Annotated in this window: 21 protein-coding genes; 13 read left to right on the top strand and 8 right to left on the bottom strand. The window is 70.7% G+C overall.

Annotated elements, in window-relative coordinates:
* Nucleotides 1–70 precede the first annotated feature (70 nt).
* Nucleotides 71–1,585, top strand: a complete 1,515-nt coding sequence (locus BM204_RS18660) for an LVIVD repeat-containing protein (protein ID WP_091116548.1) — start codon at nucleotides 71–73, stop codon at nucleotides 1,583–1,585.
* 3 nt (nucleotides 1,586–1,588) lie between these two features.
* Here the strand turns inward: BM204_RS18660 and panB are convergent, their stop codons facing one another.
* The 7 genes from panB to BM204_RS18625 form a co-directional block, all read right to left on the bottom strand.
* Nucleotides 1,589–2,464 carry a 3-methyl-2-oxobutanoate hydroxymethyltransferase gene (gene panB, locus BM204_RS18655; RefSeq protein WP_091116625.1) on the bottom strand — a complete coding sequence of 292 codons (876 nt, stop codon included), beginning with the start codon at nucleotides 2,462–2,464 and terminating at the stop codon, nucleotides 1,589–1,591.
* 99 nt (nucleotides 2,465–2,563) lie between these two features.
* Nucleotides 2,564–3,451 (bottom strand): hypothetical protein, encoded by an 888-nt coding sequence (locus tag BM204_RS18650; protein ID WP_091116546.1) that lies wholly within the window; start codon nucleotides 3,449–3,451, stop codon nucleotides 2,564–2,566.
* Nucleotides 3,444–4,622, bottom strand: coding sequence for an MFS transporter (locus BM204_RS18645; protein ID WP_091116544.1), 1,179 nt, complete (start codon nucleotides 4,620–4,622; stop codon nucleotides 3,444–3,446). The genes BM204_RS18650 and BM204_RS18645 overlap by 8 nt, the downstream gene beginning before the upstream one ends.
* Before the next feature lie 28 nt (nucleotides 4,623–4,650).
* Entirely contained in the window at nucleotides 4,651–5,115 is a 465-nt protein-coding gene (locus BM204_RS18640; RefSeq protein ID WP_091116542.1) for a VOC family protein, read from the bottom strand.
* Between the two features lie 69 nt (nucleotides 5,116–5,184).
* Nucleotides 5,185–6,027, bottom strand: coding sequence for an SDR family NAD(P)-dependent oxidoreductase (locus tag BM204_RS18635; protein ID WP_218031308.1), 843 nt, complete (start codon nucleotides 6,025–6,027; stop codon nucleotides 5,185–5,187).
* Between the two features lie 203 nt (nucleotides 6,028–6,230).
* Complete coding sequence (locus BM204_RS18630) at nucleotides 6,231–6,515, bottom strand: hypothetical protein (RefSeq protein ID WP_143099836.1); 285 nt, start codon at nucleotides 6,513–6,515, stop codon at nucleotides 6,231–6,233.
* Nucleotides 6,512–6,979 (bottom strand): META domain-containing protein, encoded by a 468-nt coding sequence (locus tag BM204_RS18625; protein ID WP_091116536.1) that lies wholly within the window; start codon nucleotides 6,977–6,979, stop codon nucleotides 6,512–6,514. Before BM204_RS18625 ends, BM204_RS18630 begins: the two co-directional genes overlap by 4 nt.
* A gap of 372 nt (nucleotides 6,980–7,351) precedes the next feature.
* On the opposite strand from BM204_RS18625, the gene BM204_RS18620 reads away from it, so the two are divergent.
* The 8 genes from BM204_RS18620 (at nucleotide 7,352) to BM204_RS18585 (ending at nucleotide 17,485) form a co-directional block, all read left to right on the top strand.
* Nucleotides 7,352–9,391, top strand: a complete 2,040-nt coding sequence (locus tag BM204_RS18620; RefSeq protein ID WP_091116535.1) for an NAD(+) synthase — start codon at nucleotides 7,352–7,354, stop codon at nucleotides 9,389–9,391.
* Between the two features lie 57 nt (nucleotides 9,392–9,448).
* Nucleotides 9,449–10,792, top strand: coding sequence for a glutamine synthetase family protein (locus BM204_RS18615; RefSeq protein WP_091116532.1), 1,344 nt, complete (start codon nucleotides 9,449–9,451; stop codon nucleotides 10,790–10,792).
* 16 nt (nucleotides 10,793–10,808) lie between these two features.
* Nucleotides 10,809–11,531: a type 1 glutamine amidotransferase gene (locus BM204_RS18610; protein WP_091116530.1), complete on the top strand. Its 723-nt coding sequence runs from the start codon at nucleotides 10,809–10,811 to the stop codon at nucleotides 11,529–11,531.
* Nucleotides 11,528–14,512 (top strand): bifunctional [glutamine synthetase] adenylyltransferase/[glutamine synthetase]-adenylyl-L-tyrosine phosphorylase, encoded by a 2,985-nt coding sequence (locus BM204_RS18605; protein ID WP_091116528.1) that lies wholly within the window; start codon nucleotides 11,528–11,530, stop codon nucleotides 14,510–14,512. Before BM204_RS18610 ends, BM204_RS18605 begins: the two co-directional genes overlap by 4 nt.
* A gap of 284 nt (nucleotides 14,513–14,796) precedes the next feature.
* Nucleotides 14,797–15,546 (top strand): SGNH/GDSL hydrolase family protein, encoded by a 750-nt coding sequence (locus BM204_RS18600; protein ID WP_091116525.1) that lies wholly within the window; start codon nucleotides 14,797–14,799, stop codon nucleotides 15,544–15,546.
* A 129-nt stretch (nucleotides 15,547–15,675) separates the two neighbouring features.
* Nucleotides 15,676–16,311, top strand: coding sequence for a TasA family protein (locus BM204_RS18595; protein WP_091116523.1), 636 nt, complete (start codon nucleotides 15,676–15,678; stop codon nucleotides 16,309–16,311).
* A 116-nt stretch (nucleotides 16,312–16,427) separates the two neighbouring features.
* Nucleotides 16,428–17,123 (top strand): signal peptidase I, encoded by a 696-nt coding sequence (locus BM204_RS18590; protein ID WP_218031309.1) that lies wholly within the window; start codon nucleotides 16,428–16,430, stop codon nucleotides 17,121–17,123.
* Nucleotides 17,124–17,128: 5 nt separating this feature from the next.
* Nucleotides 17,129–17,485, top strand: coding sequence for an Hpt domain-containing protein (locus BM204_RS18585; RefSeq protein WP_091116520.1), 357 nt, complete (start codon nucleotides 17,129–17,131; stop codon nucleotides 17,483–17,485).
* Nucleotides 17,486–17,494: 9 nt separating this feature from the next.
* Here BM204_RS18585 and BM204_RS18580 read toward each other — a convergent pair whose 3' ends face one another.
* Nucleotides 17,495–18,223 (bottom strand): response regulator, encoded by a 729-nt coding sequence (locus BM204_RS18580; protein ID WP_091116519.1) that lies wholly within the window; start codon nucleotides 18,221–18,223, stop codon nucleotides 17,495–17,497.
* 140 nt (nucleotides 18,224–18,363) lie between these two features.
* On the opposite strand from BM204_RS18580, the gene BM204_RS18575 reads away from it, so the two are divergent.
* The 4 genes from BM204_RS18575 (at nucleotide 18,364) to BM204_RS23015 (ending at nucleotide 22,541) form a co-directional block, all read left to right on the top strand.
* A complete protein-coding gene (locus tag BM204_RS18575) occupies nucleotides 18,364–18,822 on the top strand; it encodes a hypothetical protein (RefSeq protein WP_091116516.1) in 459 nt (152 codons plus the stop codon).
* A gap of 127 nt (nucleotides 18,823–18,949) precedes the next feature.
* Nucleotides 18,950–21,124, top strand: coding sequence for a glutamine synthetase III family protein (locus tag BM204_RS18570; protein WP_091116514.1), 2,175 nt, complete (start codon nucleotides 18,950–18,952; stop codon nucleotides 21,122–21,124).
* A gap of 123 nt (nucleotides 21,125–21,247) precedes the next feature.
* Entirely contained in the window at nucleotides 21,248–21,463 is a 216-nt protein-coding gene (locus BM204_RS18565; protein WP_091116512.1) for a hypothetical protein, read from the top strand.
* A 229-nt stretch (nucleotides 21,464–21,692) separates the two neighbouring features.
* Nucleotides 21,693–22,541, top strand: a complete 849-nt coding sequence (locus BM204_RS23015) for a DUF2510 domain-containing protein (RefSeq protein WP_218031310.1) — start codon at nucleotides 21,693–21,695, stop codon at nucleotides 22,539–22,541.
* Nucleotides 22,542–22,554 lie beyond the last annotated feature (13 nt).

Genomic DNA, 22,554 nt, shown 5'->3' with positions numbered 1-22,554 from the left:
GCTTCACGGTAACCCCATCCGCCACCGCTCGTTGGGCCTCTGACACCCGCCCGTGGCCAGGAGGATCCCCGTGCCCCGCTCCAGACTTGCCCGTACGACGACGCTCGCCGCCGGCGCCGCGGCCCTCTGCCTCTCCGTCCCCACCGCAGCGGTGGCGCACGAGGGAGCCGGTGACGTCGCGACCAACCAGCGGGCGTTCCAGGTCGCGTCGAGCGGCGCCGGACAGCGGATGTCCCACGTGGCCAACCTGCAGTACGACCGCACCGGCGAGGCGCAGAACGGCTCCGACATCGAGTTCGTGCGGATCGCGGGGCGCGACTACGCACTGGCCGGCACGCTCGACAAGGGCATGCAGATCATCGACATCAGCCGACCGACGCAGCCGAAGCGGGTGGCCGTCTTCGACTGCAAGGTCAGCCAGGGCGACATCCAGGTGTGGACCAAGAAGAACCGGGTGCTGGCGAGCTACACCGCAGACGGCACCGTCGGCGCCGAGGGCGCCCGCTCCCGCTGCGGCCGCGACCTGAAGCTCGATCCTGACGACGCCGGCACGGTCATCGTCGACATCACGCAGCCCGCGCAGCCGCAGTCGGTGAGCTTCCTGCCGGTGCCGCGCGGCTCGCACAACATGACGATCCACCCGAGCGGCAACTTCCTCTACAACTCCAACTCCGACCTCATCTCCAGCACTCGTCCGGCCATCACCATCTACGACATCCGCAGCCCGAGCCTGCCCAAGAAGGTGCAGGACTTCCGGATCCCGTTCGTCCCGACGTCGCTCGGCTCGGAGTCGCACGACATCACCTTCAACGCTGCCGGCACCCGAGCCTTCGTCGCGGCGCTGTCACAGACGCTGATCCTCGACACCACCGACCCCGCTCGGCCGGTGCAGATCGGCCAGATCATCGACCCCACCATCAACCTCGTGCACCAGTCCGACCCGATCACCTTCAAGCGCCCCGACGGCAGCACCCGCACGCTGCTCGTCATCACCGACGAGCGAGCCGGTGCCGCCGCCAGCACGGAGTGCCCCGGCGGCGGGCTGCACGTCTACGACATCACCGGCGCTAAGGTGCGCAACCCCGTAAAGGTCGGCGCCTGGTTCATCCCGGTCGTGCAGCCGCAGGACGGGGCCGTCTGCACCTCCCACGTGCTGCGGATGTATCCGCGGCAGAAGATGATGACCATCGCCTGGTACAGCCAGGGCGTCCGGGTCCTCGACATCAGTGGCCTCGCGACCGCGCAGGGCTCGCCGGCCACGATCGCGCTCGGCCAGGGCATCGGCATGCGCGAGGTCGGCCACTACACGTTCCCCGACTCCGACACCTGGTCCTTCAAGACCAACAAGATCAACCGCGACGGCTCGTTCTACGGCTACGGCAACGACCTGGTGCGCGGCTTCGACGTCTACCGCTTCCGTGGCCTGCCCGGCCGCACGGTGCCGCCGCTGGCGCCACGCGACCTCGCCCCGGCCCGTACGGCGTCCAGCTCGGCGCTGCTGGCACCCGCGGCGGCCGTGGTCCCGGCGTTCGCGTTCGCGCTGCTGCTGCACCGCCGCTCGCGGCGCCGGGTCACGGCCCCCTGAGGATCAGAAGGTGTGCTCGGGCCCGGGGAAAGTCCCGGCCTTCACCTCGGCGTCGAAGTCCTGGGCTGCTTGCAGGAGCACCGCGTGCAGGTCGGCGTACTGCTTGACGAACTTCGCCATGCGGCCGGTGCGCAGCCCGAAGGCGTCCTGCCACACGAGCACCTGACCGTCGCAACCGGCGCCGGCACCGATGCCGATCGTGGGGATGTCCAGCTCCTGGGTCACCTGCGCGGCGACGTTGCCGGGCACCATCTCCATGACGACGGCGAACGCACCGGCCTCCTGGACCGCCTTGGCGTCGCGCAGGATGCGCTCGGCGGTCTCGCCGCGGCCCTGCACGCGGTAGCCGCCCAGCGTGTGCTCGGACTGCGGCGTGAAGCCGATGTGGGCCATGACGGGGATGCCGCCCTGGGTGAGCTTCTCGATCTGGGGTGCCATCTCGCCGCCGCCCTCGAGCTTGATGGCGTGGGCCCCGCCCTCCTTCATGAACCGCACCGCGGTGAGGTAGGCCTGCTCGGGGGAGGCCTGGTAGCTGCCGAACGGCAGGTCGCCGACGACCAGGGCCCGGCGCGTGGAGCGGCTCACGGCACGGGTGAGCGGGATCAGCTCATCGACCGTGACGGGCAGCGAGGTCTCGTTGCCGTAGACGTTGTTGCTCGCGGAGTCACCGACGAGCAGCACCTCGATGCCGGCCTCGTCAAAGGTCTGCGCGGCGTACTGCTCGTAGGCGGTGAGCATCGAGAAGCGCTCGCCGCGGCCCTTCATCTCGCGCAGGTGGTGGGTGCGGACGCGCTTGACTGTGGCGGCTGTGCTGGCCGTGGTGCTGGCCGCGGCAGGGCCGGTGCCGTAGGGCGCGGTCTCTTCTGACGTGCTCATCATCGAGCTCCCATCGACGTGCATCTCGCGGCTCCCTGCTGGAGTCCACGGACTGCGGATCAGGCTATCCCCGCACCTGGTCGCTGCGCGCTGTGGTGCGCCTCACGGCCGGTCGCTCGGCTCGTGCCAGTCGGGTCGCTCGAGCTCCTCGACCAGGCCCTCGACCGCCTCGAGGTCGTCGGCGCCGCCGGTGTGAGGCTGCTGGAACCGCTCGGCGTACTGCTGCACCTCGTCGAGGCGCCACTCGAGGTCGAACATCTCGGTCATCGGCCCGCCCGCGTCCAGGGCCCTGAGGTCGCGCTCCGCGGGTGCCAGCTGGAGCGACTCCCAGTCCACGAGGAGGGTGCCGCGGTCGGTGAGGAGCTGGTTGTGGACGTCGGGCTCGCCGTGGGTGGGTACGACGGGCCGCGAGGCCGCCTCCTCGGCGAGCCGGTGGTAGCGGGTCACCCAGGTGTCGATCGCGGCCAGGTGGGAGCGCAGGGCAGCCTGGGCCCGCGCGGAGAACGGGCCGCCGTCCCAGGTCGTCCGGGCGCGGCACGCCAGGTCCTCGGCGAGGTCGGGCCCGACCAGCGGGCGCCAGCGCGGCGTGCCCTCGGGCGGTGGGGTCGCGTGGAGTCGGGCGAGCATCGTCGAGGTGACCTCGCGGTCAAGGCGCTCGGGACGGTGCCCGTCGACCCAGGGCGTGGCGCTGAGCAGGTCGTCGGCGAAGGGCACCGTGAGCGGTGGCAGCGAGGCGTGGACGAACTCCAGTCCGTCGGCAGCCAGCGTGGCGGCCGCGCGGTAGGCAGCGGTCAGCGAGTCGGTGCTGCGCCTGTCTCCCAGGCCGTCCAGCGTGACGAAGAGCCGGCGCTCGCCGGCGACCGAGGCTGCCCAGTGGTGGGCGCCGAAGCCGACGGGCAGGTGGGTGGCGGTGTCCGCGTCGGGGAGCCAGGTGGCACGGACGGTGTCGAGCACGTCCTGGTCGCCGACGTGGGCCGGCGGCTCATGCACGGCTGATCCCTGTGCTGCGGACATGTCGTCCCACGAAGGACACGACGGCGAGGCACAGCGCCACGACCCCGACCGTCAGCAGCAGGGCGCCCTCGTCGCCGAGACCCGCACCGCTGACCGCGCCCAGCGCGTAGGGAGCACCGAAACCGAGATAGGTCAGCGCGTAGAACACCGCGACCGTCGCGCCGAGCTCGCCGTGGTCGGCGACCCGCTCGGTCTCGCGCAGACCCGAGACCAGGCAGCAGCCGTAGGCCGCGCCGAACACCGGGCCGGCGATCAGCAGCAGCCAGCGCACGTCGGTCTGGAGCGCGGCGATGGCGATGGCGGTGGCCACCATCGCGGCGACGAGCCCGACCTGCCCCGCGAGCAGGGGGCGGCGGTCGTCGAGACGCCGTGCGGTGCCCTGCACGAGCACGCCCGTGCCAAGGGTGATGCCGGTCAGCACCCCGGCGAAGGCCAGGGCGCCGCGGGTCGACCCGCCGATCTCGGCGGGCAGGAAGGCGATCGAGATCGCAGCAGAGCCGAAGACCCAGGGCGCGACCGGGGCGACCAGCAGGAGGAACGGCCGGGTGCGGGTGACCGCCGGGACGCGCAGCAGGGAGCGCGTTGCCCCGGTCGTGGGGCGTGGTCCGGGCACGGGCAGCAGGAGCACCAGGGCCACGACGCCGAGCGCGACGTGGGGGAGATAGGGCACCGTCAGGGGGTACGCCGTGAGCTCGGCCACGAGCCCGGCCACCAGCGGGCCGACACCGAAGCCCGCGGACAGGGCGATCGCCGCTCGCTTGGCGGCCGTGCCGGCGGCCTCCTCCGAGGACAGCTCGGAGACCCACGCGCTCGCGGCGCTGAAGACCACCCCGGAGCAGATGCCCGCGAGCAGCCGCGCGACCGCGATCCCGGCGACCGACTCGTGCTCGACGATGAGCAGGACGGTCGCCAGGGGGGACAGTGCCACCAGCGGCACGACCACGGCGCGGCGTCCCCACCGGTCGGAGGCAGCCCCGCCGATGAGGAGCGCGGGGATCAGCCCCACGGCGTACACACCGAAGAGGAAGGCCCTCGTCTGCGTCGACATCCCCAGCTCGTCGCGGTAGGCGATCAGCAACGGGGAGAACTGGTTGGCGCCCCACCCGACCGAGAACATCGCGAGGGCCACCCGTTTCCACGCGGTCATGCGGCCCACGGTAGGTGCCCCGGGTCGGTCAGACGCTGGCACCCTTCGCGGCTGCCTCGAGGTCGGCCACGACGATCTTCTGCATGCCGAGCATCGCCGCCTGGGCCGCCTGCGCGCGCGCAGGGTCCGGGTCCGAGAGCAGCTCGATGAGCCGACGGGGGACGATCTGCCAGGACAACCCGAAGCGGTCCTTGAGCCAGCCACACATCGACGGGGTCCCGCCGTCGACGAGCGAGTCCCAGTAGTGGTCGACCTCCACCTGGTCGGCGCAGCTGATGCTGAAGCTGATGGCCTCGGTGAACTGCGCGAACATCGGCCCGCCGTTGATGCCCTGGAAGGTCAGGCCGTCGAGGTTGAAGTCCCCGGCGAGCGCGGACCCGTCGGGCATCCGCGCGAGGTGACCGACCGAGGAGTTGGGGAAGATACCGGTGTAGAACGTCGCCGCCTCCTCCAGGTTGGCGTCGAACCACAGGCAGGGGGTGATCGAGGGCATGGTGCCTCCTTGGTCGCGGGTGATGTTCGTGCAGACCGGTGGGGTGCCACCGAATCATCGCGAGCCCCGTCAGCCGACCCCGACCAGCGCCGCCGAGCGCTCCCAGAGCCCGTCGATGACAGTCTGGTCGTGGGCCTGCTTGTTCTCGCGTCCGTCGGCGTGGAAACGGCTGTAGTAGCGCCCGTTGACCTCGTGGACGGGCCCACCCTCGGCGAGGGCGATGAGAGGTGCCGCCCCGTCGGGGACGCTGATCGTGGCGAACCGCTTGAGTGGCGAGCGGTAGAGGAGCCCGACGAACCACGAGTCGCGGCCGAACGAGCTGCCCACCGGCCCGGGGTGGACGGCGACCGAGACGATGCCGTCCTCCGCCCAGCGTTGGGTGATGCCGCGGGTGAAGACGATGTTCATCAGCTTCCCGGTGCCGTACGCCGGGAACTCGATCGCCCTCCGGCGCTCGTAGTCGAGGTCGTCCAGCACGATCTTGCCCATCAGGTTGCCGATGCTGGAGGTGTTGACGACCAGCGACGAGCCGGCCGCCGCGAGCTGCGGGCGCAGCAGGTTGGTCAGCAGGAACGGCGCCAGGTGGTTGACCTGGAAGTTGGGCTCGTGACCGTCGTGCGTCGTCTTCGACGGAGCGAACGTGCCGCCCGCGTTGTTCATCAGGACGTCGAGCTTCTCGACCCGCTCGCCGACCTGAGCCGCGAGGCGTCGTACGTCGTCGAGGCGGGAGAAGTCCGCCACCAGCGGCTCCGTGCCGACCGCCTCGGCCACCGGCCGGAGCTTCTCGGCGGAGCGTCCGGTCACGTGGACCGTCGCCCCCTTGGCCGCCAGCACGCGCGCCGTCTCCGCACCGATCCCGTCGCTCGCCCCGGTCACCAGCACGGTTCGGCCTGCCATCGTCTGATCAGTCATGCGTCGAGCCTAGGGCGGGCCGCCAGGGGCTAGTGTTCGGCCGTGGCAGATCTCGGACCCAGCGCACTGCCATGACCGCGCGCGACCTGTCCCTGCTGCGGCACCGGTCCCTTGCTTCAGGTCCGGGCGCCTACGAGGTGTGCGTCGGTCTCGCCGTCGAAGACGACACGGCCGGCAGCGGTCGTGACCGTGAGGCTGACGGGCTAAGCCGTCTCGCCGTCGAGGCCCGCGACCTGCACGAACACCTGGGTCCCGTCGCGCGTGTCGACGGTCCAGGACTCGCAGGTGGAGTCGACGCAACCTTCCACCTCGAGGCGAGGACCTGCGGCCAGCTCGTCGACGGACGAGAACTCGAAGGTGACTCCGGAATCCCCACCGATCGTGGTGCAGTCCCTGGCGATGTCCCCGCAGCCGGCGACCAGGACGAGCGGGACGAGGACACCGAGGGCGCAACGCATCCGAGGAGCCAGGATCGTCATGGGGGTCATGTCGATCGGGTGAACGAGAGGGTGCCGCCAGGGCCGCTGAGGACCATTCGGTCATCGGTGACGTCGACCGACGTCGCGCCATCGAGGAGCTCGAAGTAGCGGTCCTCCAGCAGCAGTACGTCGGGCGCGCACCCGATGAGGGTCGTCATGAGGCCCGAGACGCCGTCGTCCTGGGACCAGGTCGCGCCAAAGCTGTTGCACGGCCCGTCGCCCCTGATCTGGTCACCCTCGATCACGATCTCTGACGCAGGGCCGGACCCAGGGACGCCGATGCCGGACTCGAGCAGCCAGCGTCCCTCCGTGTCCTTGTCGCGGACGCTGGTCCACGCGAAGGCCCCCGCAGCGCAGCCCACCAGGATTGCGAGCGCCAACGCCACGGCGGCCTGGTGCCGGTGCTGTGCGCCGCAACCCCGCAGCCGGACGAGGACCCGGTCCGAGAGCAGGGTCCTGCCTGCGATCGCCATCGAACTAGTATGCGGGCACGAGGGCTGATGTCGCCTGGACTGCGCCGGTCCCCAGGAATGTGCGGCCTGTCATCGTCCGGTCGCTCACGCTGCGAGCATCTGGGCATCACTGGTCCGATCATCAGGCCGACCAACCCATCAGGCGAGACCTGAGCACCCCGCCTCACACCCCCCGCCGGCGGGGTCATCGGCATGTCCGGCCACCCATCGCGCGGCCTCACCGTGTCCACACGTCCTCGCGAAGCTCGGCGTCCTGGTTCGACCGTCCAGTGCTCCGACTGGTCGCGGTCCCGACGGAAGCAGACGGCACCGTCCCGACCGACGCGAACGGCGCGACCGACGGACGGACGACGAGGTCCCTAGACTCGCGGCGTGGACTTCTACTCGGCCTATGCGCACGGGTTCGCCCGGGTGGCGGCCTGCACGCTGCCCGTGGCGATCGCTGACCCTGCGACCAACGCGGAGCGGGTGCTCGAGCAGGTGCGGCTGTGCCACGACGACGGGGTGGCGCTGGCGTTGTTCCCCGAGCTGAGCCTCAGCGGCTACTCGATCGAGGACCTGCTGCTCCAGGACACCATGCTCGAGGCCGTCGAGGCGGCCATCGCCACGATCACGGACACGTCGCGCGACCTGTTGCCGGTCATCGTGGTGGGCGCCCCGCTCGTGCACGGCACTCGGGTCACCAACTGCGCCGTGGTCATCCACAGGGGAGAAGTGCTGGGCGTCAGCCCGAAGTCCTACCTGCCGACCTACCGCGAGTTCTACGAGCGCCGCCACTTCGCGCCGGGCGACGACCTGCGCGCCAGCACGATCAGGCTCAACGGGGCCTCCGTGCCGTTCGGGCCAGACCTGATCTTCAGCGCGACCGACGTGCGCGGGCTCGACGTGCACGTCGAGATCTGCGAGGACATGTGGGTGCCGGTGCCGCCGAGCGCGGAGGCCGCGTTGGCCGGCGCCACGGTGCTGGCCAACCTCAGCGGGAGCCCGATCACCGTCGCCCGGGCCGAGGACCGCCGGCTGCTGGTGCGCAGCGCGAGCGCGCGCTGCAACGCGGCGTACCTCTATGCGGCTGCGGGCCAGGGGGAGTCGACCACCGACCTGTCCTGGGACGGGCAGACCATGATCTACGAGTGCGGCGACCTGCTCGCGGAGACCGAGCGCTTCCCCGACGGTCCGCGCCGATCGGTCGCCGACGTCGACCTCGACCGGCTGCGCCAGGAGCGGATCCGCCAGGGCACCCACGACGACAACCGGCGCACCCACGACGCACGCATCCACGGCTTCCGCACGGTCGAGTTCACGCTGGGGCCCCCGAGCGGCGACATCGGTCTGCGCCGCAAGGTGGACCGCTTCCCGTTCGTGCCCGACGACCCGGCGCGGCTCGCGCTCGACTGCTACGAGGCCTACAACATCCAGGTCTCCGGTCTCGAGCAGCGGATCCAGGCCATCGGCGACACCCGGCCCGTGATCGGCGTGAGCGGCGGGCTCGACTCCACCCACGCCCTCATCGTGGCCGCCCGCGCCATGGACCGGCTCGGCCGTCCTCGCAGCGACATCCAAGCGATCACGATGCCGGGCTTCGCGACCGGCGACACGACCAAGGACTACGCCTCGCGGCTCTCCAGGAGCCTGGGCGTCACGTTCGAGGAGCTCGACATCCGGCCTGCGGCCACGCAGATGCTCCACGACATCGACCACCCGTTCTCCGACGGTCAGCCGGTCTACGACGTGACGTTCGAGAACGTGCAGGCAGGCCTGCGCTACGACTACCTCTTCCGGATCGCGAACCACCGCAAGGGGATCGTCGTCGGGACCGGCGACCTCTCCGAGCTCGCCCTGGGGTGGTGCACCTACGGCGTCGGCGACCAGATGTCGCACTACAACGTCAACGCCGGCGTGCCCAAGACCCTGATCCAGCACCTGATCCGCTGGGTGGCCGAGAGCGACCAGTTCGACGCCGGGACCAACGCCCTGCTCGAGGGGATCGTCGAGCAGGAGATCACCCCCGAGCTGATCCCGACCACCGAGGGCACCAAGCCGCAGGCCACCGAGGACACCGTCGGCCCCTACGCGCTCCAGGACTTCACCCTCTTCCACGTGATCCGCCGGGGCCACCGACCGAGCAAGATCGCGTTCCTGGCCTGGCACGCGTGGCGCGACGCCGGGGTGGGGGACTGGCCGCCCAACTTCCCCGACGAGCGCCGACAGGCCTACGACCTGCCCACGATCCGACACTGGCTCGAGGTCTTCGTCCGCCGCTTCTTCATGAGCCAGTTCAAGCGCTCCGCACTGCCCAACGGGCCCAAGGTCAGCTCCGGCGGGACCATGTCGCCGCGAGGCGACTGGCGGATGCCCTCGGACGCCAAGGCCACGGCCTGGCTGGCCGAGATCGAGGCCCACGTCCCGTCCTGATCGGCGGCGTGCGCCCCCTTCGCGGGCGGACGCCGCGGTGCCCCTACGCTGTGGCGCATGGGCAAGCAGGAAGACTTCGTTCTCCGCGCTCTCGAAGAGCGTGAGGTCCGCTTCGTGCGGCTGTGGTTCACCGACGTGCTGGGCTTCTTGAAGTCCGTCGCGGTGGCCCCGGCCGAGCTGGACAACGCCTTCGACGAGGGCATCGGCTTCGACGGATCCGCGATCGAGGGCTTCGCCCGCGTCTACGAGGCCGACATGCTGCTGCTGCCGGACCCCTCGACCTTCCAGATCCTGCCGTGGCGAGGTGGCGGCGACGGCCCGGCCACGGCCCGGATGTTCTGCGACGTGGTGATGCCCGACGGCAGCCCGTCCTACTCCGACCCCCGCTACGTGCTCAAGCGCACGCTCAGCAAGGCGGCAGACAAGGGCTTCACCTTCTACACCCACCCCGAGATCGAGTTCTACCTCTTCAAGGACAGCCCGCAGGCCGGGGTCGACCCGGTCCCGGTCGACCGCAGCGGCTTCTTCGACCACACAGCGCAGTCCCACGGCTCGGACTTCCGCCGCGAGGCCATCACGATGCTCGAGGCCATGGGCATCTCGGTGGAGTTCAGCCACCACGAGGGCGGCCCCGGTCAGCAGGAGATCGACCTGCGCTACGCCGACGCGCTCTCGACCGCCGACAACATCATGACCTTCCGCACCGTCATCCGTGAGGTCGCGCTCGGACAGGGCATCTGGGCCAGCTTCATGCCCAAGCCGTTCACCACCCACCCGGGCTCGGGCATGCACACCCACGTCTCGCTCTTCGAGGGCGACCAGAACGCCTTCTACGAGGCCGGTGCCGAATACCAGCTCTCCCAGACCGGCCGCCGCTTCATCGCCGGTGTCTTGCGCCACGCGCCGGAGATCAGCGTCGTCACCAACCAGTGGGTCAACTCCTACAAGCGGATGATGTTCGGCGGCGAGGCCCCCTCCTACATCTGCTGGGGCCACAACAACCGCTCGGCGATGGTCCGGGTCCCGATGTACAAGCCGCTCAAGGGCAACTCGACCCGTGTCGAGCTGCGCAGCCTCGACGCCGCCTGCAACCCCTACCTCGCCTTCGCCGCCGTGCTCGCCGCCGGCATGAAGGGCATCGAGGAGGGCTACGAGCTGCCCCGCGAGGCCGAGGACGACGTGTGGGCCCTCTCGGAGCGCGAGCGCAAGAACCTCGGCATCGAGCCCCTCCCGCACAACCTCAACGAGGCGATCCAGATCGCGGAGCGCTCCGAGCTGCTCGCCGAGACGCTGGGCGAGAACGTCTTCGACTACTTCCTGCGCAACAAGCGCGCCGAGTGGGACGAATACCGCGGGCAGGTCTCCGTCTTCGAGCGCGACCAGATGCTCCCGGTCATCTGACCGGCCAGGTCCCACGATGTCGTCGGTCCTGGTCGTCCAGCACGAGGACGAGTGCCCCCCGGTGCTCCTCGGGCGCTGGCTGACCGAGGCCGGCTGCACCCTCGAGGTGTGTCGGCCCTACGCCGGTGACGCCCTGCCCGACCTCACGTCGTACGACGGAGTGCTGGTGCTGGGCGGGCCCCAGCAGGCCGAGGACGACACGGTCGCCTGGTTCGGTCCGCTCAAGGAGCAGCTCCGGGCCGCCCACGCGGCCGGCGTCCCGACGCTCGGGGTCTGCCTCGGTCACCAGCTCGTGGCCGCGGCGTTGGGTGGGCGCGTCGAGCGCAACCCACGCGGGCAGCAGCTGGGTCTGATCGAGGTCGGCTGGACCGCCGAGGCGGCGACCGACGAGCTCGTCGGCCCGGTCGCCACGCCTCGCCGGGGCGTCCACTGGAACGACGACGTCGTCACGGTCCTGCCCGAGGGCGCGACCGTGCTGGCGCAGACGGACGCCGGGGAGCCGCAGGCCGTTCGCTTCGGCCCGCGCAGCTGGGGGGTCCAGCTGCACCCGGAGGTCGACGCGGCCACCCTGCGGCCGTGGGCCGAGGAGGACCGCGAGGCCCACGTCCTGCGCGGCATCGACCAGGAGACCTTGCTGCGCGCGGTCGAGGACGCCGCCGACGAGCTGACCGAGGCCTGGCGGCCGCTCGCCCGCTCGTTCGCCCGGATCGTCGGGAGCAGCGCCGGGGACGCGCGGTGACCCGCACCCCGACGACCAAGGTCGCGCTCTTCCGGCACGGGTTCACCGACAGCGCTGCGGCGCTGGAGGCGCTGACGGGCCTGGGGGAGCAGGCGGAGCCGATCCTCGCGATCCTCGGGCGCACGGCCGACCCCGACCTGGCGCTGTCGGCCCTCGTGCGGCTCGCCGACGAGGTCGAGGACCGCGCGGCCCTCCTGACCGCGATCGCCGACGACGAGGGCACCGCGATGCGGCTGCTGTGCGTGCTCGGGGCGAGCAGCGCGCTGGCCGACCACCTGGTCCGCCACCCCGAGCAGTGGCACGAGCTCACCGACCCAGCCATGGGCTCGACGCGTCCTGCGGCCTGGGCGGTGCGGGCGGGCCTGCTGGAGGCGGTCGGGGCCGACCCGCGCGACGACCGGCCGGTGGCGACGCTCCCCGACGCCGAGGCCGTGGACGCCCTGCGCGTGGAATACCGCCGCGTCCTGCTCCGCCTGGCCTCGCGTGACCTGTCCCACGACGTCGGGATAGACGACGCCGCGGCCGAGCTCTCCGACCTCGCGGCCGGCACGCTCGAGGCCGCCCTGGCCGTCGCGCGGCAGCGGGTGGGGGAGTCCGCCTCGCTCGCGCGCCTGTCGGTCATCGCGATGGGCAAGCTCGGCAGCCACGAGCTCAACTACGTCTCCGACGTCGACGTCATCTTCGTCTACGAGCCGTCGCCCGGGCACGAGGACGCCAGCGACACCGCGGTCGTGCGGGCCGCGACCCAGCTGGCCAGCCACCTGATCAGGATCTGCTCCGACCACACCAGCGAGGGCACGATCTGGCCCGTCGACGCCGCGCTGCGCCCCGAGGGCAAGGCTGGTCCGCTCGTGCGCACCCTCGCCAGCCACCTCGGCTACTACGAGCGCTGGGCCAAGACCTGGGAGTTCCAGGCGCTGCTCAAGGCTCGCCCGGTCGCCGGCGACCTGGCGCTGGGTCGGGACTACGTCGACATGCTCGCCCCGCTGGTGTGGTCCGCCGCCGAGCGAGAGGGCTTCGTCACCGACGCCCAGGCCATGCGTCGGCGGGTGATCGAGCACATCCCGGCGCGCGAGGCCGATCGCCAGATCAAGCTCGGCTCGGGCGGCCTGCGCGACGTCGAGTTTGCCGTGCAGCTGCTCCAGCTCGTCCACGGGCGCATGGACGAGCGCATCCGGCCGACCGCGACGCTCAGCGCCCTGGGAGCGTTGACCGACGGGGGCTACGTCGGGCGCGAGGACGGCGAGGCCCTGCACGAGGCCTATGCCTTCCTCCGCACGCTCGAGCACCGCATGCAGCTCTTCCAGCTGCGCCGCATCCACGTGGTGCCCGAGGACGAGCCGTCCCTGCGTCGCCTGGGCCGCAGCGTCCGGCTCTTCAAGGAGCCGGTCCCGTCCCTGAACCGCGTGTGGGAGCACCACCGCCGCGAGGTCCGTCGACTCCACGAGAAGCTCTTCTACCGGCCGCTGCTCGCTGCGGTCGCAGGGATCCCCGGCTCCGAGGCCAGGCTCTCCTCGGAAGCGGCCAGCACCCGCCTGGCCGCCCTCGGCTACGCCGATCCGCAGGCGGCGCTGCGCCACCTCGAGGCGCTCACGGCCGGGCTGTCCCGCACGTCCACGATCCAGCGTGCCCTCCTGCCCGCGATGCTCGAGTGGTTCGCCGAGGGCCCCGATCCCGACGCCGGGCTCTTCGGCTTCCGCCGGATCAGCGAGGCCCTGGGGCGCACCCCTTGGTACCTCAAGACCCTGCGCGACGAGGGCACCGTCGCCGAGCGGCTGGCCCACCTGCTCTCCACCTCGCGCTACGTCACCGGGCTGCTGGAGCGCGAGCCCCAGGGCGTGCGGATCCTCGGGGGATCGCTCGCCCCGCTCCCGGCCGAGCCGCTCGTCGAGGAGATGCTCGCGGCAGCCGGCCGCCAGGACGACGTCGAGAAGGCCGTGCGCGCCATCCGCGCCGTACGCCGGCGCGAGCTGTTCCGCATCGCGGCCGGCGATGCGCTGCGGCTCACCGACGTGGCCGACGTGGGCAAGGGGCTCTCGCGCCTGACCGACGCCACGCTGGAAGCCACGCTGCGGGTCGCGGGGCTCGCCGTACGACGGCAGCGGTCGCTGGCCGAGGCGCCCGCGCGCATCGCGATCATCGCGATGGGCCGCTACGGCGGCTTCGAGCTGTCCTACTCCAGCGACGCCGACGTCCTCTTCGTCTTCGAGGCCGAGCCCGGTGCCGACGCGCACGTGGCCACGTCCTACTCCCAGGCCGTCGCCAACGAGGTACGCCGTCTGCTCGCCCTCCCGGGCGCCGACCCGCCGCTGCACGTCGACGCCGACCTGCGCCCCGAGGGCAAGCAGGGGGCGCTGGTCCGCACGATCGACTCCTATGCCGCCTACTACGCCAAGTGGTCGATGGTCTGGGAGGCGCAGGCGCTGCTGCGTGCCGACGCGGTCGTGGGCGACGAGGACCTGCGGCGTCGCTTCGTGGAGCTCATCGACCCGTTGCGCTTCCCGGTGGACGGGATCTCCGAGGACGACATCCTCGAGGTCCGCCGGATCAAGGCCCGCATCGACCGGGAGCGTCTGCCCCGCGGAGCCGATCCCCACCTGCACCTCAAGCTCGGGCGTGGTGGCCTGGCCGACATCGAGTGGACCGTCCAGCTGCTCCAGATGCGCCACGCCGGCCGGGTCGAGTCCCTCCGCACCCCGCAGACCCTCGACGCGCTCGCCGCTGCGCGGGAGGCCGGGCTGATCAGTGAGGACGACACCGCCCTGCTGATCGAGGGCTGGCGCATGGTAAGCCGGACCCGCAACGCCGTGACGTTGGTGCGGGGGACCTCGGGTGACCAGATCCCGCGGGACACGCGGCAGCGCGCGGCGGTGGCGAGCATCCTGGGCTACCCGCCGGGGGCGACCGACGAGATGGTCAACGACTACCTGCGCTGCACCCGACAGGCACGCGCGGTCGTCGACCACGTCTTCTGGGACTGACCGCGCAACTGGCGGTGTCGGTCCGGCGCGAGATGTGGGATGATCGCGGGGCCAGGCCGCGATCGACTGCCCCCCAGAGGTCGCGTCCTGGCACTTTCATGTCCGGACGTGCGACACGCACCGCGCTCCGTGAGCCTCGTGGAGCAGCCCACCCCCGGGATGTGGGCTGAAGAAAGTCCGAGACGAGGTCGGAACAGCAGTACGTGTCGAGGTGAGCCTGCCCCTGGTCCCACGTGGGCAAACATCCGATCTCGCACCGGACCGGACCACGTAGGATCGCCGACGTGTCCACGTCATGGGGGCGGTCCACCGACACGGGCCGAGACGTCGCTGTCCGGCGATTCACGCTGCTCGGCGTCATCGCCGCCACCGCCCTGACCGTGGCGCTGCTGGTCACTCAGTTCTCCACCGGCTCCGGCGATCCGGAGGCGGTGCCCGCGGCGGGCCCCGACACCGCGGGGGCGCCCCTGTCCGTGCCGGCTGCAGCCAAGGTCCTCTTCATCGGCGATGACTGGACCGCGGGGGAGGGAGCCGCCCTGCAGAGGGCCAGCTTCGTCCACCTCGTGTCGAAGGATCTCGGCTGGGAGTACCGCGTGGACGCCGTCCCCGGCTCCGGCTGGGCGCACAGCGCGCCGACGACGCCCGGCAGCCAATACCTCGACCGGGTCTTCCGGCTCCAGACCGACGACGACTTCGTGCCGGACGTCGTGGTCATCTCCGCCCAGATGCGCTCACCCGCCACGACGCCGGTCATCCGCAAGCTCATGCGCAACACGGTCACGACGCTGCGCGGACGCGTGCCTGACGCGGTCATCGCAGTGGTCCTCCCCTACGGCAACCCGCGCGGGATGGGCATGTGCGAGCCCCTCGAGAACGACCACATCACCTGCGTCGACACCTTCGGCGAGGAGTGGCTCACCGGGGCCGACGCCCCGGCCTACTTCGGTGAGGGCGGGCTGCTCAACAACGACGGTCACGCCTACTTCGCCGAGCGGTTGGCCGCCGACCTGGAGCGCGATCTCGTCGTCGGCTGATCCTTGAGGCTTGCTTGAGGAAACCTCGTGGTTGATCCGGGGGGAGCCTTGATCCGGGTCCTGCAGAGTTCTGTTCATCACCAGAACCTGCCGCCACCGCTTCGGTGGCCCGAAGCTAGGACTCCCTCCATGAGCAAGCACACCGCCTCCAGCCGCACCGCTCGCAAGCACTCGACGAAGATCCTCGCCTCGGTCGTCCTGGTTGCCGGAGCTGCCTCCGTGGCCGGTCTCGGCACCTTCGGTGCGTTCACCTCGAGCACGGCCGCCAGCGAGGCCGTCGCCAACGGCAACGTCAAGATCGAGCTCACCCAGCACGCCGACCTCGGCACCACCGTCGCCGCGACCAACATGGTCCCCGGCGACCGAGTACAGCGCTCGGTCACCCTGGTCCGCAACGCCAACACCGAGGCCTTCGGGTCGGTCAAGCTCACCACGTCGGCAGGCACGGCCAACCTGCTCTCCTCCGACACCACCAACGGCCTGCAGCTCACCGTCGAGCAGTGCGCCACCCCGTGGACCAAGGTCGGCACCACCAACGAGCTGGCCTGCGCCACGACGCCCACCACCGTCATCGCCTCGAAGCCCGTCATCGGCACCGCGGTCGACATGGCGGCAGCCACGACGACGCTCAACGCCGTGGGTGCGGCCTCCTATCTCCGGATCCAGCTGCTGCTGCCGGCCACGGCCGACAACACCTTCCAGGGCCTGGCCAACAACCTCACCTTCACCTTCGACGCCACGCAGCGCGCCGCCACCTTCAAGTGACCCCGCTGCTGTGAACCGGCCCTGGGTGGCTGCCGCTGGGGGGCGGCGGCCGCCCAGAGCCTCACCAGCACCACCCCGTCCTCCATCCACCACCGCTAAGCGAGCAGGAGTCGACCATGAGCCACGCCGTCCCGACCGTCGTCGGCCGTCACCGCGCCGCTGCGCCCACGCCCGTACGGCGGCCGCAGGCCATCGCGCCCTCGGGCGCCGGCGTGGCCGCGTCCGGCAGCTCCGGCAGGTCCGGGCAGCGCGCACCGCGTGGCTCGGTGCCCGCCCGCCTGGGCTCCGCGTTGCTGAGCCTCCTGCTCGCCGCCTGCCTGCTGTCCTTCCTGGTCCTGGCCGTCGGCCCCCACGTCTTCGGCTACCGCACCGCGACCATGCTGACCGGCAGCATGGCGCCCGGCATCATGCCTGGCGACGTCGTCGTGACGGCGCCCCGACCGGCTGCCGACGTCGAGGTGGGTGACGTGATCAGCTACCAGATCCCGATCGAGGACCACCGGGTCGAGACCCACCGCGTGACCGAGGTCATCCACGGTGACGACGGCACGGTCGCCGTGCGCACGCAGGGTGACGCCAACGCCAACGTGGACCCGTGGACGGCCGTCCTCGACGGCGACGTCGTCTGGGAGGTCCAAGGGGTCATCCCCGAGATCGGCACCGTCATCCGTGCCCTTCACCACCCGTTCGTGAGCAAGGGCCTGCTCTGGGTGGCCATCGCCGGCACGCTCCTGCTCGGCCTGACGACGATCTGGTCGAAGGACGAGGCTGACCCGGCCGATGCCGACCTCGCTGATGGTGAGCAGGAGTGAGCCTGATGAGCACCTTCGACCCCCGTGACCTCGACCGCCTCGCAGTGGACGTGTCCCACTGGCCGTTCATGGTGAGCTTCGCCCAGAAGTACCGCCGCCTGCTGCCCCAGCGCGTGACGCGCATCGTGTCCGCGACGGAGCGCGGCGACCTCGACCAGGCGATGGATGCGACGCTCAGCCTGCGGGTCGCCAGCAGCATCGTCGGTGCGCTCGAGCTGGTGGAGATGGCGCGTTACATCGAGACGAGGCTGCGGGCCGGGGACCTGGTCGGCGCCTACGCGCGTGCCCGGTTGCTGGCGGACGCTGCGGAGCGCGCAGACCTGGCGCTGACGTCGTACCTCGTGGCGTGCCAGGACCGCTGACGGCGCCCGTCAGAGTGCTTCCATGCGGTAGCCGACGCCCCGCACGGTGCGCACCAGCGGCGCGGCGTCGCCCAGCTTGCGTCGCAGGTTGCCGACATGGACCTCGACGAGATGAGTGTCGGTGGCCCACTCCGTGCCCCAGACCGACCGCAGCAGCGCCTCGCGCGTCCACACTCGCGCGGGGGTGCGCATCAGCTCGGTCAGCAGGTCGAACTCGGTGCGGGTCAGTGCTAGCTCCTCGTCGCCCCGGAAGGCGCGTCGTCCGTCGACGTCGACCTTCAGCGGACCGTGGTCGAGGATCTCGTTGGTCGTCTCGGGCAGGGGCGTGGGGACGCTCTCGGTCATGGTGGCGGTGGTGCGGCGCGGCCGACGGAAGAGGGCGTTGACACGGGCCTGGAGCTCGCGAGGGCTGAAGGGCTTGGAGAGGAAGTCGTCGGCTCCGGTCTCGAGGCCGATCAGCCGGTCGATCTCCTCGTCGCGAGCCGTGATCATGACGATGTAGACGTCGCTGGTCTCGCGGATGCGTCGGCACGTCTCGATCCCGTCGATGCCGGGCAGGCCGAGGTCGAGGGTCACGAGGTCGGGGTCGAAGCTGGCGACGCACTCGATCCCGGCCAGCCCGGAGTCGACGGAACGCACCTCGAAGCCCTGACTCGTGAGCGTGAACTCGATGAGCGAGCGAATGTCCTCGTCGTCCTCGACGACGACCGCGCGACGCTCGACACCAGCAGCAGACATATCGTGAGTCTGCCAGACCTTGAGGGCTTCTTGAGGTTCATCCGGGCCGTGCTTGAGGTGGGTCGACGAGGCTGGCCGCAGACCCACGAGCTCCGCCCGCAGCTACCCTCCCGCACCACCTCCCGCAGCAGGAAGATCCCATGAACCGGTCAGAGATCGCGCGCCGCGCCGTCTCGCTGACCCTGGGCGTCCTGTGCCTGCTGATGGCCCCGCAGATCGCTCATGCGGCGTTCACCGCCCGGCAGGCCCCGATCTTCGCGGTCGGCACGGCCAAGCTCGTCGCGCCCACGTCCATGACCGGCACGTTCTCCTGCTCGCGCACCACGCTCACCGAGAGCGCCACGGTGTCGGTCACCGGCTTCACCGATGCCGGACCCGCCGGCTCGTCCTACGTCTACCGGTTGTCGGCCACCGGAGCCCCCGAGGCGACTGCGACGTCGACGACCAGGACTGCCTCGCTCACGGGATCGCGCGCGCGGGACAATGCGGCCACGACGTGGACCCTCACCATCGGCGCCACGATCCGCTCCTGGACCGGCCCGTTGCTCACCGCGACGTTCACTTGCAAGGCCACTGGCAACGACAGTGGGAGCCTGTGACCTGCGTCTCTCAGCGCAGAGATGCCACCCCTGTCACCTCCCCGAAACAATGCGGACACGGCGGCCACCTAGGTTCGCGAGCATCCACCCGCGCACGTGCGCGGGGCATGCCCGAGGGAGCGCGAACTTGAGTGCCAACAACGTCCGTCTGCAGGCCATCACCTCGGTAGAGGCCTACACCCCGCCGCCCATCTCCTTCGATCCGGGCGAGGAGCCGGGCGAGATCTTCGGGCAGAACGTCTTCAGCCTGGCGGTGATGCAGAAGCGGCTGCCGAAGGCCGTCTACAAGTCGGTCCTCGCGACCATCGAGCACTCAGCCCCGCTCGACCCCGACATGGCCGACGCCGTCGCGTCCGCAATGAAGGACTGGGCCCTGGAGAAGGGTGCGACCCACTACGCCCACGTGTTCTACCCGCTGACCGGCCTCACCGCCGAGAAGCACGACAGCTTCCTCGACCCGGTCGGCGACGGCTCGGCGTTCGCCTCGTTCTCGGGCAGGACGCTGATCCAGGGTGAGCCCGACGCCTCGAGCTTCCCGAACGGCGGGCTGCGCAACACCTTCGAGGCGCGCGGCTACACGGGCTGGGACGTCATGAGCCCGGCGTACGTCCTGGAGAACCCCAACGGCAACACGCTGTGCATCCCCACGGTCTTCGTGTCGATGACCGGTGAGGCCCTCGACCACAAGACGCCGGTGCTGCGCTCGCAGCAGGCGATGGCCGCGCACGCCGAGCGGATCCTGCGCCTCTTCGGCCACGACCCGGCGCGCGTGGTCTCGTACTGCGGCCCCGAGCAGGAGTACTTCCTGATCGACAGCCACTTCTTCCTGGCCCGGCCCGACCTGCTCAACGCCGGCCGCACCCTCTTCGGCGCCAAGCCGCCCAAGGGCCAGGAGTTCGACGACCACTACTTCGGCGCCATCCCCGAGCGGGTCCTCGGCTTCATGATGGACACCGAGCGGGAGCTCTTCAAGCTCGGGATCCCGGCCAAGACCCGGCACAACGAGGTCGCGCCCGGCCAGTTCGAGATCGCGCCGATGTTCGAGCGCGCCAACGTGGCCTCCGACCACCAGCAGCTGCTCATGACGACCTTCAAGTCGATCGCCAAGAAGCACGGCATGGAGTGCCTCTTCCACGAGAAGCCCTTCGCCGGCGTCAACGGCTCGGGCAAGCACGTCAACTTCTCGCTCGGCAACACCAGCGAGGGCAACCTCCTGCTTCCCGGGGACACCCCTCACGACAACGCGCAGTTCCTCGTCTTCTGCGCCGCGGTCATCCGCGCGGTCCACAAGTACGGCGGCCTGCTGCGGGCCTCGGTGGCCTCGGCGAGCAACGACCACCGCCTGGGTGCCAACGAGGCCCCGCCGGCGATCATCTCGATCTTCCTCGGCGACCAGCTGGCCGACGTGTTCGACCAGATCGCCAAGGGTGGTGCGACCCGGTCCAAGGAGAAGGGCACGCTGATCATCGGCGTCGACACCCTGCCGGACCTGACCAAGGACCCGGGCGACCGCAACCGCACCAGCCCGTTCGCCTTCACCGGCAACCGCTTCGAGTTCCGTGCCCCCGGCTCCCTGCAGACCGTCGCCGGTCCCATGGTCATGATCAACACGATCATGGCCGAGGCGCTCGACCACTGTGCCACCGTGCTGGAGACGGCGGTCGAGGAGGGCACCGACTTCAACGAGGCAGTCCAGGACCTGCTGACCTCGATCGTCAGCGACCACGGCGCGGTGATCTTCAACGGCAACGGCTACTCCGACGAGTGGCAGATCGAGGCCGAGCAGCGGGGTCTGAAGAACCTGCGCACCACGGTCGACGCGCTGCCCGAGCTGATCACGCCGGAGGCCATCGAGCTCTTCTCGAAGTACTCGGTCTTCAACGAGCGCGAGATGCACAGTCGCTACGAGATCGGCCTGGAGCACTACCTGCTCACGGTCGGGGTCGAAGCCAACCTGACCCTCGAGATCGCGACCACGACCGTCCTCCCGGCGGCGCTGCGCTACCAGACCGAGCTGGCCGCCAACGTGGCCGCGCTGAAGGCGGCCGGTGTGGACGCCGACCTGTCGACCCTCGTGTCGGTCTCGGCGCCGATCGCGGCCCTGCGCGCGGGCATCGCTTCGCTGTCAGCGGCCCTCGCCCACGACCATGACGAGGACCCGCTGCGCGCCGCCACCTCCGCCCGTGACGAGGTGCTGCCGGCCATGGCGTCGGTCCGGGAGGCGGCCGACACGCTCGAGACGCTGATCGCCGACGACCTGTGGCCGCTGCCGACCTACCAGGAGATGCTTTACATCCTCTGAGGTCCAGACCACAAAAGTCTTTTCCTGGGCTGACGTTTGGGGGAGGGCGGGCCGGGGCACCGATCAGACGGCTCCGGCCGACGGGCGCACCCGCGCGCCCGTCTCTCACCTGAAGGAGACGTCATGGTCATCGGACTGGGCATCATTCTCATCATCCTGGGCCTCATCCTGGTCTTCGATGTCGTCACGATGGATCTCGCGCAGATCGACGACGGTGCCCTTGGGGGCATCCTCCTCGCCGCCGGGGTCCTCGCGATCGTCGTGTCGCTGGTCGTCAACCAGCAGCGCACCCGCTCGACCCACGTCGTCGAGGAGCGCACCACCCGTCCGCCGCTGTGACGGTGCCGGCGATCGAGCACCACGAGCACACCTGGACGCTGCGCAGCATCGACTTCACCGACGGGGTCGAGGTGCGTGAGTTCGCTTGCGACTCCTGCGAGTCGCTCTGGTTCAACTGAACCGACACGTCTTGTCGACGATGGCCGGTCGCCGTCCTGCGACCGGTCATCGTCGATTTCTCGTGTGATGATGCGCAGGACGCGTCCGCCCGCCAGTCGAGGAGATCCCCATGAGCGATCCGAACCAGCCCAGCACCCCGGCCGGGTGGTACCCCGACGGCCAGGGCGGTCAGCGCTGGTGGGACGGGGCGCGGTGGACCGACCACGTCCAGCCCGCGCCCGCCGTGGAGGCACCGCCGACCCCACCGGCACCTCCCGCCGCTGCGCAGGCTGCTCGGTTCGACCCGAACCAGACCGTCGTCGCTCCGCCGCGGGGAGGTCAGTCGGCCGCAGGGCAGGCACCCATCGGACAGGCCCCCATGGGGCAGGCGCCCGTTGGCCAGCCGCCCGTGGGGCCGCCGCCGGGTGCCCCACCGTGGCAGGCGCCGTACGCCGGTCCCAGCGGGGGTGGTGGAGGCGGCAAGGGCAAGCTCATCGGCGCACTTGCGGCGGTTGCTGTGCTGGTCGTCGTCGGCGTCGTCCTGCTCTTCACGGTGGTGCTGGGCGGTTCCGGACCTGCTGCCGTTGCCGAGGACTACCTGCGCGCCCAGGTCGAAGGTGACCAGGAGGAGGTCTGCGAGCTGACCTCGGCGCAGAGCCAGGACGCCGCTCTCGAGGTCTACGAGGCGGACGACTGCACGGCGTTCGCCGAGGCCATCCAGGGGCAGGAGGGCTACGACGACTTCGTGACGCTCCTCGAGGACATCGACGTCGACATCGAGATCGGCGCCGTCGAGGAGAGCGGGAAGTCCGCGACGGTCGACTACAGCGAGAAGGTCTCCTACACCGGGGACGACGCCGCGCTCTTCAGCGAGTTCTTCGGCGAGGACGAGACCGACTTCACCCAGAAGGGGACGATCACCCTGGTGGAGGAGGACGGCGAGTGGAAGGTCGACGAGGACGAGACCACGTCCGAATGACCCCTGGCGGGGT

Origin of the sequence: Nocardioides psychrotolerans, from assembly GCF_900113685.1 — a bacterium.
Lineage (GTDB): Bacteria > Actinomycetota > Actinomycetes > Propionibacteriales > Nocardioidaceae > Nocardioides > Nocardioides psychrotolerans.
Note: the sequence above shows the minus strand (reverse complement) of the source record. Positions and strands in the feature narration are given on the sequence as shown.

Bases quoted from the DNA above. Each gene is read 5' to 3' on its own strand.
- panB (WP_091116625.1), bottom strand. From the start codon at position 2,464: ATGATGAGCACGTCAGAAGAGACCGCGCCCTACGGCACCGGCCCTGCC.
- BM204_RS18645 (WP_091116544.1), bottom strand. From the start codon at position 4,622: ATGACCGCGTGGAAACGGGTGGCCCTCGCGATGTTCTCGGTCGGGTGG.
- BM204_RS18640 (WP_091116542.1), bottom strand. From the start codon at position 5,115: ATGCCCTCGATCACCCCCTGCCTGTGGTTCGACGCCAACCTGGAGGAG.
- BM204_RS18635 (WP_218031308.1), bottom strand. From the start codon at position 6,027: ATGACTGATCAGACGATGGCAGGCCGAACCGTGCTGGTGACCGGGGCG.
- BM204_RS18630 (WP_143099836.1), bottom strand. From the start codon at position 6,515: ATGACCCCCATGACGATCCTGGCTCCTCGGATGCGTTGCGCCCTCGGT.
- BM204_RS18625 (WP_091116536.1), bottom strand. From the start codon at position 6,979: ATGGCGATCGCAGGCAGGACCCTGCTCTCGGACCGGGTCCTCGTCCGG.
- BM204_RS18615 (WP_091116532.1), top strand. From the start codon at position 9,449: ATGGGCAAGCAGGAAGACTTCGTTCTCCGCGCTCTCGAAGAGCGTGAG.
- BM204_RS18610 (WP_091116530.1), top strand. From the start codon at position 10,809: ATGTCGTCGGTCCTGGTCGTCCAGCACGAGGACGAGTGCCCCCCGGTG.
- BM204_RS18595 (WP_091116523.1), top strand. From the start codon at position 15,676: ATGAGCAAGCACACCGCCTCCAGCCGCACCGCTCGCAAGCACTCGACG.
- BM204_RS18590 (WP_218031309.1), top strand. From the start codon at position 16,428: ATGAGCCACGCCGTCCCGACCGTCGTCGGCCGTCACCGCGCCGCTGCG.
- BM204_RS18585 (WP_091116520.1), top strand. From the start codon at position 17,129: ATGAGCACCTTCGACCCCCGTGACCTCGACCGCCTCGCAGTGGACGTG.
- BM204_RS18580 (WP_091116519.1), bottom strand. From the start codon at position 18,223: ATGTCTGCTGCTGGTGTCGAGCGTCGCGCGGTCGTCGTCGAGGACGAC.
- BM204_RS18575 (WP_091116516.1), top strand. From the start codon at position 18,364: ATGAACCGGTCAGAGATCGCGCGCCGCGCCGTCTCGCTGACCCTGGGC.
- BM204_RS18565 (WP_091116512.1), top strand. From the start codon at position 21,248: ATGGTCATCGGACTGGGCATCATTCTCATCATCCTGGGCCTCATCCTG.
- BM204_RS23015 (WP_218031310.1), top strand. From the start codon at position 21,693: ATGAGCGATCCGAACCAGCCCAGCACCCCGGCCGGGTGGTACCCCGAC.